This window comes from Paraburkholderia sp. EB58 (assembly GCF_050436665.1).
GTDB lineage: Bacteria > Pseudomonadota > Gammaproteobacteria > Burkholderiales > Burkholderiaceae > Paraburkholderia.
The window spans coordinates 1-14,056 of record NZ_JBNDMQ010000077.1; the positions used below are offsets into that span (position 1 = coordinate 1).

Below are 14,056 nucleotides of genomic sequence, written 5' to 3' on the forward strand. Positions count from 1 at the left end.
TTTGTAATCAGCAGGAAGCATTTCGAAAGCGCAGATGCCTTGAAACACGTGGGTTTGCACCCGCTCGGTGGCTTCCTTGGATGGGGGAACTTCGGCCTAACTGCAAAAATGCGCAATCCCGATTTCGAGCGCGTGGACATTTCGCAACGATTTGCGACGGCCCAACTTGTCCCAATGGACGACCTGCTATCGGTGTGCAAGCATGGTTTCAACACTCGTGAACGTTAAAGCCCCAAATGTAGTTGCTGCTGAAAAATAAGAAGAGCTTTCTCAAAGTTGGCTAGCGGTTGGCTGATGATTAGAGATTCGGGAGATCTTCATGAAAAAGAAAATGATTGCACTGACGGTGACCGCAGCCGTCGCCTTGCCTGTGCACGCACAGAGCAGCATTACGCTGTACGGGGTACTCGACGAGGGCATCAACTACACGAACAACGCGGGTGACAAGTCGGCCTATCAGTTGGAGAGCGGCTACGCGCAAGGCAGCCGCTGGGGCCTCAAGGGATCTGAAGATCTGGGCAGCGGCCTGAAGGCGATCTTCGACCTCGAAAACGGTTTTGACGTGAACAGCGGTGCGCTGGGCCAAGGTGGCCGCATGTTCGGCCGCCAGGCGTTCGTCGGGCTGACGGCGGCCAATTACGGCACGGTCACGCTGGGCCGGCAGTACGACTCGGTGGTCGACTATCTCGCGCAGTCCACGGCAAACGGCAGTTGGGGCGGTTATCTGCTTTCGCACCCGTACGACAATGACAATACCGACAACTCGTTTCGCGTAAACAACACGGTCAAGTACACGAGCCCGGATTTTTCGGGTCTGCAGTTCGGCGGCACTTACAGCTTCAGCAACGACACCAACTTCGCCAACAACCGTCAGTACAGTCTGGGTGGCCAGTACACGAACGGCGGCCTTCTGGTGACCGGGGCCTACCTCCAGGCGAATGGGCCTGGTTTGACCGCGAACGGAGCCATCGCGACCGACGACGCGAATTTCATCTCGGAGCGGTTGCGTATTTTCGGCGGCGGCATCAACTACACGTTCGGCGCCGCGACGCTGGGCTTTGCCTATACGAACACGAACGTCGGCGAGCCGTCCGCGACGGACACTTCGGTCTATGTAGGGACCATCACGCCGCCCAACGGCGGCACGATGACCGCGCTCAAGTTCCAGAACTTCGAAATCAACGGCAAGTACCAGTTCACGCCGGCCTTCTTTGTCGGCGTGCAGTATGTCTATACCGCGGCGACGATGGATGCGACCTCGGGCAACGAGAATCCGAAATATCACACGTTCGGATTGATGGCCGATTACAACCTGTCGAAGCGCACGGACTTTTATTTCCAGGCAGCCTATCAGAAAGTCGCCGGCGACAAGACCGATACCGTGCTGGACGACGCCTATATCCCCGGCTCAGCGGGCGTGTCGTCGAATTCGAATCAGTTTGCGGTGAGGGCGGCGATCCGGCATAAGTTTTGAACGGGCGGGGGGAGTCCCCCGCCACAACTCACCCCACCAAATTCAGCGCCGCATACTGCAACAACATAATCGTCTTCCCATCCATGATCTCGCCGCGCTTGACCATCGCCAGCGCTTCCTCGATCGGTAGCTCCAGCACTTCGATATCCTCACCTTCGCTGGCGATACCTCCGCCGTCACCCACCTTCGCGGCAGCATCGTATTCGGCTACAAAGAAAAACAGCTTCTCCGTGACCGACCCCGGGCTCATGAACGCCTCGAACACCTTGCGCACCGCATGCACGCGGTACCCGGTTTCCTCCTCGACCTCGGCGCGGATGCGCTCCTCCGGCGACGCGGCCTCCAGCAAACCGCCGGGGACCTCGATCAGCATCCCGTCGTGGCCGTTGACGAACGCGGGCAGCCGGAACTGGCGCGTGAGCACCACCGTGCGGCGCACCGGCTCGTAGAGCAGCAGCGTCGCGCCGTTGCCACGGTCGTAGGCCTCGCGGCTCAGGCGCTGCCAACTGCCATCGGCGCGCTGGTAGTCGAAAGTGACTTTCTTCAGTACGTACCAGTCATCGGACAGTACCTTGACGTCGACAATCCGTACCCGGTCGGCAGTTTCGTTCATTGCATGTTCCTGAAAGGGCGGTTTCAGCGATGAGATTTCATGTTATCGTGCAATCTCGTGCAAAAACAAGATATTTCGTGCAACCTCGCCAGACGACGAGGACCGACACCCGGCGGTACCGCGCCCGTGGCTTTTGACTCTACTTCGCCCCATGCTCACTTCGCAAAGAAAGCAGTTGATTCTCGACGCGCTCAAACGTGACGGCCAGGTGGTCGCCAAGAACCTCAGCAGTGAATTTGCCGTTTCGGAAGACACGATTCGTCGCGATCTGCGCGAACTCGCCGCTGACGGCTATCTGCAGCGCGTCCATGGCGGCGCACTGCCGGCGTCGCCGGCTGCCGTGGATCTGGCTGGCCGGCAAGGCATCGAGTCGAAGTCGAAGGCGGCCATCGGCAAGGCTGCGGCGCAGATGATCGCGCCCGGCCAGATTGTGATCGTCGACGGCGGCACGACCGCGGTGCAGTTGGTACGCCATTTATCGCTGGATCTACGCGCGACGATCGTCACGCATAGCCCGAACGTGGCCGTCGAACTTGCCGATCACGTGGGCGTGGAGGTCATCATGATCGGCGGCCGCCTGTATCGGCATTCGATGGTCAACGTCGGCGCAGCCGCTATCGAAGCACTGAGCCATATTCGAGCGGACCTCTATTTCATGGGAGTTACGGGTGTGCACCCCGAGGCCGGCCTGAGCACGGGCGATCTCGAAGAGGCTTACATCAAGCGGTCGCTGGCGGCTCGTGCGGCTGAAACCGTGGTGCTGGCTTCCGCGGAGAAGCTCAACACGGCGTCGGCATTCATGATCGCGGAAGCGACCGCGGCCAACGCCATTGTGGTCGAGAAGGAAACGTCAGCGGCGCTCACAGCGCCGTTCGAGGCATTGGGTATTGCAATCGTGCGGGCCTGAGTCTTGACGATGGCGATGACAGTGGTGCTCGCGGTCCTCTCTGGCGAGTCAACGAGCTCACCCGCGATGCATCGTTAGAGGCGTTACAAACGCTCGTGCATCCATTATCGGTATAAAAATAAGGATTACAAAATAAAGACATTTATATCAAATCCGTTATTTGAGAGATAGTGGACAAAATGTTACTCATTCTCTGTCCAACAGCGCGATAATCCCGCGCTTTGCCGCGTTATAGGGCAGAGAATCTGGCAACACCAGCACGTTCAAGAGCAGTTCAAGGTTAATCAGATCGACTGTGGCGGCGCCGATGTTTTGGCCGCCACACGTCGCCGGTAGGCCCGGACGCATGCGTCCGGGATTCGCTTGATTCTCCAATGCGGTGTGTCGTCACGGGCTTGAGCAGCCTGTGCCGTTCACGCGCGCGTTGTTCTGCCCGTTGGCGTTGCCTCCGTTGTTCACTAAAGGAGAAGTCCATGGGGAAACTCGACCTTTCGCGTCGCAGTTTTCTGAAGGCCAGCGTGCTTGCGGGTGTATCGGTGTATATCGCGCCGATCGGCAGCCGTGCATTCGCTGCGTTGTTCGAAGAAAAAATTCTCACGCCGGTTCAATGGGACGCGGCCAACGGGCAGGCCAAATTCCGCATCGACGGTATCGCCAAGGTGACGGGAGCGAAAGTGTTCGCGCGCGACGTCCGTGCCGCTGACATGCCGCATTGGCCCAAGCAGCAGGCGCATGCCTTCATTCTGCGCACGACCCAGGCCGACCGCCTCTACGAAGGCTTCGACCTGACGCTGCTTGGCGACGAACTGCAGCCGGACCGCATTGTCACCGCTGAAGATCTGACACGCGACCGCCTGATTTTCCCCGCGTTCTACGGCGACGACATGTTGTTGCCGCCGGGCAAGACGCCTGCGTATCTCGGCCAGGCGGTGGCGATTCTGATCTATCACGACTTCGCGCGGTTTCGCTTCGCCAAAGACAAACTCAAGTTCCACGACGAGATCATCCGTTACGGCGCGCAGACCGGCCCGCTCGAGCGCGATCCGTGGGGCACGTTCCGCTTCGTGCGCGTGGGCGGCAAGACACCGTATGACGACGACACCTTCTCGAGCCTGAAGGACGCGCCGGTGTTTCCGAGCATGATGCGCAAGCACCAGCCGGTCTGGCCGGACGGCAAGGAGCACGGCAAGCTCGACGAGCAGGGCATGTTCTACGCCGGACAGATCCAGCAGGAACTCGATCATCCGTCGGCCGACTGGCTCGTGATGGAGCGCGAATACAACACGCAATCCATCGACACAGCCGCGCTCGAACCCGACAACGCGAATTGCTGGTACGACGCTGCGACGCAGTCACTTCATATGGTCGTGCCGACCCAGGCGCCGCAGGAAGTCGCGGACAGCGCGGCCGGCATGGTGGCGAAGTGCGCGTTCCCGGTGAAGAACCTGTTCGTGCATCCGTGCTACACGGTCGGCTACGGTTCAAAGGACCACTTCAACGTGCCGCTCTACGGTCTCGTCACCGCCATGTACGCGGACGGCCGCCCGGTGCGTCTTGCCAATGACCGCTACGAGCAGTTCCAGACTTCGCTCAAACGCCACGCGTTCAGGATGAACTATCGGATCGCCGTCGACAGAAAGACCGGTCTGCTGCAATTGTTCAAGGCCGAGATGGAAGCGAATGGCGGCGGGCGCTGCAATTTCTCGCCGTCGGTGGCGATGGTCGGCGCGACCGCGGCACAGTCGATTTATTACTTTCCGAAGAACGACCTGGCGGCCGTCGCGATCGCTTCGCGTGCGATCGACGCCGGTTCCGCGCGCGGCTACGGCACGTTGCAGAGCATGGCCGCCACGGAGATGATGGTCGACGAGATTGCCGCGCAAATCGGCCTCGATCCGATCGAATTCCGGCTGAAGAACGCGTTGCGCTCGGGCATGAAAAACACCCAGGGTGCGGTGCCCGCAGGCGCGATCCGTGTCGACGAAGTCTTGCAGAAAGCGCAGGTTCATCCGCTGTGGGTGAATCGTGCGAAGAAGAAGCTCGAGTTCGAACTGCTCAATCCGGGCAAGCGCTATGGCGTGGGCTTTGCATGCGTGCAAAAGGACTTCGGTACCGGTGCCGAAGCATCGCTCGCGAAGGTCGAATTCAGCGCCGACGGCAAGATCAGCCTGCATCACAGCGCCGCCGAAATCGGCACAGGCATGTCCACGTCGCAGGCGATTGCGGTGGTGAAATGGCTTGGCAAGCCGGCCACTGAGGTGCGGGTGGCCGTCACCGACTGGTCCGATCTGCCGGTTATCACGAGCGGCGATCCGTACATGATGTCGCAGGCCGAGCAGGACAAGCTGTCGGCCAATCCGCGCTGGTCGCCGAATTATGCGTCGCCGGCGAGCGCGACCAACTCCGCGTTCTATTTCACGCACAGCACCCGCGAGGCCGCTCGCGTCGTCTTTACGCACGGCCTGTGGCCTGCCGCCATGGCGATCTGGAGTCAAGGCATCGGCGGCGGCCAGGCCGCGCCGCTGATGGTGCGCATCGAGGACGCCCGCTGGGTCGACGGGAAGCTGTCGGCGGCCGGACTCGAAGCGCTGCCGTTCGAGCAACTCGCGAAAAAAGCCCACGAACTAGGACTCGTGACGGGCGCGGCGGTGCACGTGTTCAATCGTTGGCAGTGGACCGAAGCGGACTTCGCAATCGATGGCAGCATCGAGCGTTTGCCGGTCGATGGTCTCTCGCTGCGCTATGGCGACAAGGCCAGCACCGACAAGAAAAAGCTGCAGACCACCTCGAGTCAATACCGCGTGCTCGATCGCCAGCGTGTCTTCATTCCGCCAGTGCAGCGTAACAACGCGGCGGTCACGTATTACAGCGCGGTCGGCACGCTGGTCGAACTGGCGGTGCATGAAGCGACCGGCAAGGTCGAACTGCTCACCCATCACTCGATCATGGAGTGCGGCAACCAGATCGCGCCGCAACTCGTGTCGGGTCAATTGCAGGGCGGTCTGGCTATGGGTATCGGCCATGCCCTGCATGAATATTTGCCGCTGTACGAAGACGGTCCCGGCAACGGCACGTGGAACTTCAACCGCTATCAATTGCCGCGCGCGACGGACGTCGCCGTCTGGACGCAGACCGGCGAAGTGCTGCCTCCACTGACGGAAACCGATCCGCCCAAGGGCATCGCTGAAGTGGTGATGATCCCCGTAGTCGGCGCGCTCGTGAACGGCATCGCGCATGCCATTGGACATCGTTTTACTGACCTGCCGGTCACCCCGCAAAAAATTCAGGAGGTGCTCGCATGACGGCCCCTAATCAAACTTCTAGCCTCGCTGCTGACGCAGTGCCGGCCTCTGGTGCAGATCTGAAGACGGCGAGCGCGCCACTCGTGGAACGGCCGCTGACGCAATTCCGTGCGCAACTGCTGTCGCTTAAGGTGAACGGACGCGACGTGACGGTGCAGGCGCCGGCCGGTCTGATGATGATCGACCTGCTGCACGAATACCTCGACCTGACCGGTTCACGACTGGGTTGCGGGCAGGGCGTCTGTCACGCTTGCGTGGTGATACTCGACAAGCCGGATGGTACGAGCGAGGAAGTGCGCACCTGTATCACGGGCGCGAATTTCTTCGATGGCAAGTCGCTTCGCACGATCGAAGCCCACGCCCAGCGTAATGAGCAGGGTGAGGTGGTGGCGTTGTCGCCGATCCAGCAGAAGTTTCTCGAGCACTTCAGTTTCCAGTGCGGCTACTGTACGCCCGGCTTCGTCAATGCAGCGACGGTGCTGATCGAGCGTCTCAAACGTCAGCCAGTGGCCAAAGACAAGGTGGAGGAAACCATCACCGAAGCGCTGAACGATCACATCTGCCGCTGTACGGGATATGTGCGGTACTACGAGGCGGTGAAGGACGTTGTCATGACGATGCCGGGACTCGTAAAGGACGCCGCATGACCACTCCTTTCCTGACCCTGCGCCGTATCGTGCTGGTGTTGAGCGCGGCGCTGCTGGCAGCGTGTGGCGACCAGCATGACGGTACTACGACCGCGACGACCGCGGCGGCGCCGACCGCTGCGCCGTCAAGCGCATCAGCTGACGGACAAAGCGCCGCTGCGGATCAACTGGTGCGCGGCCGTTATCTGGTGAAGGCCGCCGACTGCGCAGCCTGCCACACCGCCGCGGACGGCGCGCCGTTCGCCGGCGGCGTGAAGCTCGCGTCGCCGTTCGGCACGTTTTACGGCACAAATATCACGCCTGACAAAGACCACGGCATCGGCAAATGGAGCGCGGGCGATTTCTACAAGGCATTGCACGACGGTGTATCGCCGGACGGGCAGTTGTACCCCGCGATGCCTTATACGTCATACCGCCAGCTCTCGCGCGCCGACAGCGACGCCATGTACGCGTGGCTGATGGCGCAGAAACCGGCGGCCGTTGCGAACCACGCGCCTGAACTGTCGTTCCCGTTCAACCTCCGCTTTGCCGTGCGGTTCTGGGACATGCTGTTCCTCAAGGACACGTTGCCCGATGCATCGAAAGGCCGGACAGCCGCCTGGACCCGCGGCCGCTACCTGGCCAGCGCGCTCGGCCACTGTGCCGAATGCCACACGCCGCGCGGCAAGTTCGGCCAGTTCGATCAGGCGCTGCCGCTCGCCGGTGGGGCGCTCGGGCGCGTCGTGGCGCCGGACATCACGCCGCACGGATTGGCTGCACGCGGCTGGACCGCGACCGATCTGCAGACCTTCTTCGCAACCGGGATCGCCCGCCAAGGCTCGGCCTTCAGCGAGATGTATCCGGTCGTGCATCTGAGCAGCCAGTATCTGAGTCACGACGACCTGCGTGCGATGTCCACCTATCTGCTCGGCGATCAGGCGCCGGCTCCGCAGCCGCTGCAGTCGGGCTCGGCCGATGCAGCCCAACTGGCTGCCGGCCGCAACGTCTATCTCGCGGTGTGTGCGGGCTGTCATGGCCGCGACGGTGAGGGCAAACCGCACGTGGCCGTGCCGATGCACGGCAATTCCAGCGTACGGCAACACGATCCGCATAACCTGATCGTGGGGATCCTCGACGGCATCGACGCACAGGATTTCCCGGGCCTTGAACGCATGCAGGAGATGCCGGGTTTTGCCGGCCAACTCAGCGATGCGGAACTCGCGCAACTGGCGAGCTATCTGCGGGCCACCTGGGGCGGCCAGCCGGCGGACGTGACGGCTGACGCCGTGAAGGCATTGCGCTAGGCGAGACGAGGGGAATCCGCTCGGGACCGCCGCGTCTGTCGACGCGTTGCTCGCCTGGAAGCGTATCTGGGGAGCGCGCGTCGGCAAACGTCCGATTGACCGCGCGCGGCTGCGGAAGGCTTCGCCGCCGGGCGCGGAGCAACCGACAACCTGTTACTTCACACTGCCGACACAATTCAAGTTTTTGCGGCGTCTGCCGTTAATGCAAACGTTATCGTGGGCGCGATTCTGCATTTCTACGATTCCGCGATACCGTTCGTAAGGATTTGTATCAGTATCTTCAGACGGCTCGTTTTTTGTCTGAGGCATTTTACAATTCCGCTTGAATTTTAATCGTCTACCTGGCCTCGTTTGCGGAAGAACGCCTTATTTTTGAGACGTTTGGCGCACAAGTGCCAGGTGGTATGGCGGGGCACGAGCGATGGCCGCAGGAGGCGGTTCTCGGCGTCGTGAGGTCGCAGCGCTTCGGATGAATGCGCGCATCGCACGCGACGCGGAAAAGCTCGGGCCTGCCTAAGAACCAGGCAGGAGTCGAATTTGTTGAGAAGTCGTTTCGACAAAACCATGATGGCCAGCGTCGCAGGCGTCTGGGTCGCAGTGGCAATGAGTGGCTGTGTGAATGTGGCGCAGCAGGGGACGCAGGCCGGCGTGGCCGCCTCCGGGATTTCGGCGGCATCCTCCGCTGCTACGGCGGGTGCAGCATCCGATGCGGCGGCGTCTGCGGTGTCGCTGCAGGCCTCGGCGGCGGCTGCTGTGGCCAAGGCGAAGAAGAGCCCACCGCTCGTGTATCGCGTGAGGCGCGGCGACACGCTAAGCCATATCGCGCAGCACCATCACTGCAGCGTCAAGGATCTGCTGGCCTGGAACCAGCTCAAGCCGTCCACACACCTCAAGCGCGGACAGGTTCTGCATGTGGCTTCACCGGAGACGGTGAAGGAAGCGAATGCGGCGGCAGCAGCAGCGGCCGCTGCGCAGGCTGCGGCGGCACAAGCTGCGGCGGCACAAGCTGCGGCGGCACAAGCTGCGGCTGCGGCGAAGACGGCTGCCGCGGCGGTGCCGGCGTCGAACGCTGCGGCGGTAAGCGCGGCGACCTCCGCAGCAGCAAATGCTGCAGCAGGTGCCTCGGCCACGACGGCTACCCCCTCTGCGTCGACTCCCTCTACCGCGTCCCCCGCACCCAGTGCAACAGAGACGCGTCAGGTGGACGCCGAGATGTCGCGTCACGCCAAAAGCGTGACCTTGGCGTGGCCGGCCCAGGGCTCGGTGGTCCAAGGATTCCAGTCGGGCCAGACGCGCGGTATCGAGATCGGCGGCAAGCCGGGCGATCCGGTGCGGGCCGCCGCGGATGGCAAAGTCATGTACGCAGGGACGGGGCTCAACGAATACGGCAGCCTGATCATCGTCCAGCACAACAAGGACTTTCTGACCGCGTACTCGCACAACCGCAAGCTGCTGGTGAAGACCGGCGACATCGTGCGGCAGGGGCAGGAAATCGCGGAGATGGGCGACGAAAACAATTCGCGCGTCTCGGTGCTGTTCGAGGTACGCCGCGACGGCAAGCCGGTCGATCCGATGCCTTATCTGCCCGGCAAGCAAGGTTGAGGCTGCGTGAAGGGTGAGGCCGAGCCGGCGTCCTCACGGACGGCCGGCGCTTTCGCTCGACTTCAGGTTCGCATAAAGCACTAGCCCCGGCGTTTGGGCCGCCGGGGCTAGTGCTTCGTCACATGCCTGGGTATCAAAACCTATCAGAACGTATCGCCGGGGACGCGAACCCAGCCTTCCATCAGCACGCGGGCGCTGCGGCTCATGATGGCCTTCTTCACGACCCATTCGCCTTCGACCTGATTCGCCTCGGCGCCCACCCGCAGCGTGCCGGACGGATGTCCGAAGCGCACGGCATGGCGCTCGCCACCGCCTGCGGCGAGATTCACCAGCGTGCCGGGAATCGCGGCCGCCGTGCCGATGGCCACCGCAGCCGTGCCCATCATGGCGTGGTGCAGCTTGCCCATGGACATCGCACGCACCAGTAGATCGACATCGCTTGCGGCAACCTGTTTGCCGCTAGAGGCGACATACCCAGTGGGCCTGGCGACAAACGCGACCTTCGGCGTGTGCTGCCGCGTCGCGACCTCGTCGAGGTGCTTGATCAGGCCCATGCGCAGGGCGCCATGGGCGCGAATGGTCTCGAACTTCGCCAACGCTTTCTCGTCGCCGTTGATCGCGTCCTGCAGTTCGGTGCCTTTATAACCAATTGCCTCGGCGTCGACGAAGATCGTCGGAATGCCCGCGTTGATCATGGTGGCCTTCAGCACGCCGACACCTGGCACCTCGAGGTCGTCCACGAGGTTGCCGGTGGGGAACATCGCGCCGCCCGCGCCGTCTTCTTCGGCGGCCGGGTCCATGAACTCGAGTTGCACCTCGGCGGCAGGGAAGGTCACACCGTCAAGCTCGAAGTCGCCGGTCTCCTGCACGGCACCATTGGTGATCGGCACGTGGCCGATGATCGTCTTGCCGATATTCGCTTGCCAGATGCGCACGGTGGCGACGCCGTTGTGCGGAATGCGGCTCGCGTCGACCAGGCCGGCGCTGATGGCAAACGGGCCGACGGCGGCCGAGAGATTGCCGCAGTTGCCGCTCCAGTCGACAAACGCCTTGTCGATGGACACCTGGCCGAACAGATAGTCGACGTCGTGATCCGGCTTGCTGCTCTTCGCGATGATCACGGTCTTGCTGGTGCTCGACGTGGCGCCACCCATGCCGTCGATCTGTTTGCCGTAAGGGTCCGGACTGCCAATCACGCGGAGCAGCAGCGCATCGCGCGCTGCACCTGGTACCTGGGCAGCTTCGGGCAAATCCTGCAGCCGGAAGAACACGCCTTTGCTGGTGCCGCCACGCATGTAGGTGGCGGGAATCTTGATCTGGGGTACGTGGGCCATTGCGTAGTTGTCCTGTTAAGCCGCTGCCTTCGACGATTCGAGGAAGTCCTGCGCAAAGCGCTGCAGCACGCCACCGGCTTCGTAGATCGATACTTCTTCGGCCGTGTCGAGACGGCAGGTCACCGGCACTTCGACGCGTTCGCCGTGCTTGCGATGGATCACCAGCGTGAGGTCCGCGCGCGGCTTGCGCTCGCCGATCACATCGAAAGTCTCGGTACCGTCGATGCCGAGCGTCAGGCGGTTCACGCCCGGCTTGAACTCGAGCGGCAGCACGCCCATGCCGACCAGATTGGTCCGGTGAATACGCTCGAATCCTTCCGCAACAATCGCCTCCGCGCCGGCCAGACGCACACCTTTGGCCGCCCAGTCGCGCGACGAGCCTTGACCATAGTCGGCCCCGGCGATCACGATCAGCGGCTGCTTGCGTTCCATGTAGGTTTCGATGGCTTCCCACATGCGCGTGACCTTGCCTTCGGGTTCGATCCGAGCCAAAGAACCGGCCTTTACCTTGCCGTCTTCCAGCACCATCTCGTTCTTCAAGGTGGGATTGGCGAAAGTGGCGCGTTGCGCGGTCAGGTGATCGCCGCGGTGAGTGGCGTACGAGTTGAAGTCTTCCTCTGGCAAGCCCATTTTCGCCAGATACTCGCCTGACGCGCTATCCAGCAGGATCGCGTTGGACGGCGACAGGTGGTCCGTGGTGATGTTGTCACCCAGCACGGCTAGCGGGCGCATGCCTGAGAGCGTGCGCTCGCCGGCCAGTGCGCCTTCCCAGTAGGGCGGGCGGCGGATGTACGTGCTCATTGGGCGCCAGTCGTACAGCGGGTTGGCACGCTCGCCGGTGTCGGCGGTCACCGCGAACATCGGTTCGTACACCTTGCGGAATTGCTCGGGCTTGACGCTCGCGGCGAAGATCGTGTCGATCTCTTCATCGGACGGCCAGATGTCCTTGAGCTTCACGGGATTGCCTGCGGCGTCGATACCCAGCACGTCCTTTTCGATGTCGAAGCGGATCGTGCCGGCAATCGCATACGCCACCACCAGCGGCGGCGAAGCGAGGAAGGCCTGCTTGGCATATGGGTGGATCCGGCCGTCGAAGTTGCGGTTGCCGGACAGCACGGCGGTGGCGTACAGATCGCGCTCGACGACTTCCTTCTGGATCACCGGATCGAGCGCGCCCGACATACCGTTGCACGACGTGCAGGCATACGCGACGACCCCAAAGCCGAGCTGCTCCAGTTCCGGCAGCAGCTTCGCTTCTTCCAGATACAGGGTCACGGCTTTCGATCCCGGCGCGAGCGAGCTCTTCACCCACGGCTTGCGGGTCAGGCCGCGCTGGTTTGCGTTGCGTGCCAAGAGCCCCGCGGCAATCATGTTGCGCGGGTTGTTGGTGTTGGTGCAGCTCGTGATCGCGGCGATGATCACGGCGCCATCCGGCATCAGCCCCGGCTCGTTCTCGACTTTGCCGCTGATACCACGCGCGGCCAGTTCGGACACCGGCAAACGGCGGTGCGGGTTCGACGGGCCTGCCAGCGTGCGAACCACCGTCGACAGGTCGAACTTCAGCACGCGCTCGTACTCCGCGTTCTTCAGGCTGTCGGCCCAAAGACCGGTCTCCTTCGCGTACGTCTCCACCAGCTTGACGAGTTCATCGTCACGGCCGGTCAGCTTCAGGTACTTGATGGTCTGCTCGTCGATGTAGAACATCGCGGCCGTCGCACCGAATTCAGGCGCCATATTGGCGATCGTGGCGCGGTCACCCAGCGTGAGATTGGCCGTGCCTGCGCCATAAAACTCCAGATACGCGCCGACCACCTTTTCCTTGCGCAGGAATTCGGTCAGCGACAGCACCACGTCCGTGGCCGTAATGCCCTCGGCGGGCTTGCCGGTGAGTTCGACGCCGACGATATCCGGCAGGCGCATATACGAGGCGCGCCCCAGCATCACGCTTTCGGCTTCGAGACCGCCCACGCCGATCGCGATCACGCCGAGCGCATCCACCATCGGCGTATGCGAATCCGTGCCCACTAGCGTATCCGGGAACGCCACGCCGTCTTTCACCTGCACCACCGGGCTCATCCGCTCCAGGTTGATCTGGTGCAGGATGCCGTTGCCGGGCGGAATCACGTCGACGTTCTTGAACGCCTTCTTGGTCCAGTTGATGAAGTCGAAACGGTCTTCGTTGCGCCGGTCTTCGATGGCGCGGTTCTTGTCGAACGCATCCGGATCGAAGCCACCGCACTCGACGGCGAGCGAATGGTCCACCACCAATTGGGTCGGCACGACGGGATTGACCAGCGCCGGGTCGCCGCCCTGGGCGGCAATCGCATCGCGCAAACCTGCGAGGTCGACGAGCGCGGTCTGGCCCAGGATGTCGTGGCACACCACGCGTGCCGGGAACCACGGGAAGTCGAGGTCGCGCTTGCGTTCGATGATCTGCTTGAGCGAGGCGTTCAGCGACACCGGATCGCAACGTCGCACGAGGTTTTCGGCCAGCACGCGCGAGGTATACGGCAGCGTATCGTAGGCGCCCGGCTGGATCGCCTCGACCGCGACACGCGTGTCGAAGAAATCCAGCTTGGTGCCAGGCAGGGGTTTGCGGTTTGCAGTGTTCATACCGTGGGGGGCGTAAAAATGTAGTGCTCAAGGGCGAATCTTGCCGGACGCCGCCGGACATAACGGGACGTCAGCGGCAATTATCCCCCTTTCCCGATCAGCGCTTATGGATCAGCGCTTATCGATCAACGTTTCTCAAGCGGCACGAACTTCAGGTCGTCCGGGCCGGTGTAGTTGGCGCTCGGCCGGATGATCTTGTTGTCGATGCGCTGCTCGATGATGTGCGCGCTCCAGCCCGCCGTACGGGCAATCACGAAGAGCGGCGTGAACATCGCGGTGGG

The 14,056-nt window shown here is 62.4% G+C and carries 11 protein-coding genes; 7 read left to right on the forward strand and 4 right to left on the reverse strand.

Features of this window, described 5'->3' with window-relative positions; genetic code table 11:
- Both P3T40_RS44350 and P3T40_RS44355 read left to right on the forward strand, forming a co-directional pair.
- Positions 1-228 (forward strand): hypothetical protein (locus P3T40_RS44350; RefSeq protein WP_429273991.1); only part of this gene is annotated, 228 nt, incomplete at its 5' end.
- A gap of 91 nt (positions 229-319) precedes the next feature.
- Positions 320-1,474 (forward strand): porin, encoded by a 1,155-nt coding sequence (locus P3T40_RS44355; RefSeq protein WP_429273992.1) that lies wholly within the window; start codon positions 320-322, stop codon positions 1,472-1,474.
- Between the two features lie 28 nt (positions 1,475-1,502).
- Here P3T40_RS44355 and P3T40_RS44360 read toward each other — a convergent pair whose 3' ends face one another.
- On the reverse strand, positions 1,503-2,087 hold the full coding sequence (locus tag P3T40_RS44360) for an NUDIX domain-containing protein (RefSeq protein WP_429273993.1): 585 nt from the start codon (positions 2,085-2,087) through the stop codon (positions 1,503-1,505).
- A gap of 151 nt (positions 2,088-2,238) precedes the next feature.
- Here P3T40_RS44360 and P3T40_RS44365 point away from each other — a divergent pair, with 151 nt between their 5' ends.
- The 5 genes from P3T40_RS44365 (at position 2,239) to P3T40_RS44385 (ending at position 9,828) form a co-directional block, all read left to right on the forward strand.
- A complete protein-coding gene (locus P3T40_RS44365; protein ID WP_429273994.1) occupies positions 2,239-2,994 on the forward strand; it encodes a DeoR/GlpR family DNA-binding transcription regulator in 756 nt (251 codons plus the stop codon).
- Between the two features lie 473 nt (positions 2,995-3,467).
- Positions 3,468-6,296: a xanthine dehydrogenase family protein molybdopterin-binding subunit gene (locus tag P3T40_RS44370; RefSeq protein ID WP_429273995.1), complete on the forward strand. Its 2,829-nt coding sequence runs from the start codon at positions 3,468-3,470 to the stop codon at positions 6,294-6,296.
- On the forward strand, positions 6,293-6,943 hold the full coding sequence (locus P3T40_RS44375; RefSeq protein WP_429273996.1) for a (2Fe-2S)-binding protein: 651 nt from the start codon (positions 6,293-6,295) through the stop codon (positions 6,941-6,943). Before P3T40_RS44370 ends, P3T40_RS44375 begins: the two co-directional genes overlap by 4 nt.
- Complete coding sequence (locus P3T40_RS44380; protein ID WP_429273997.1) at positions 6,940-8,226, forward strand: c-type cytochrome; 1,287 nt, start codon at positions 6,940-6,942, stop codon at positions 8,224-8,226. Before P3T40_RS44375 ends, P3T40_RS44380 begins: the two co-directional genes overlap by 4 nt.
- A 540-nt stretch (positions 8,227-8,766) precedes the next feature.
- Positions 8,767-9,828 carry a peptidoglycan DD-metalloendopeptidase family protein gene (locus P3T40_RS44385; RefSeq protein ID WP_429274000.1) on the forward strand — a complete coding sequence of 354 codons (1,062 nt, stop codon included), beginning with the start codon at positions 8,767-8,769 and terminating at the stop codon, positions 9,826-9,828.
- 143 nt (positions 9,829-9,971) lie between these two features.
- On the opposite strand, the gene prpF is transcribed toward P3T40_RS44385, so the two are convergent.
- The 3 genes from prpF to P3T40_RS44400 all read right to left on the reverse strand — a co-directional run.
- A complete protein-coding gene (gene prpF / locus P3T40_RS44390) occupies positions 9,972-11,162 on the reverse strand; it encodes a 2-methylaconitate cis-trans isomerase PrpF (protein WP_429273998.1) in 1,191 nt (396 codons plus the stop codon).
- Positions 11,163-11,177: 15 nt separating this feature from the next.
- On the reverse strand, positions 11,178-13,775 hold the full coding sequence (gene acnD, locus P3T40_RS44395) for a Fe/S-dependent 2-methylisocitrate dehydratase AcnD (protein WP_429273999.1): 2,598 nt from the start codon (positions 13,773-13,775) through the stop codon (positions 11,178-11,180).
- A 125-nt stretch (positions 13,776-13,900) separates the two neighbouring features.
- On the reverse strand, positions 13,901-14,056 hold a 156-nt coding region (locus tag P3T40_RS44400), incomplete at its 5' end, for a citrate/2-methylcitrate synthase (protein WP_429274001.1).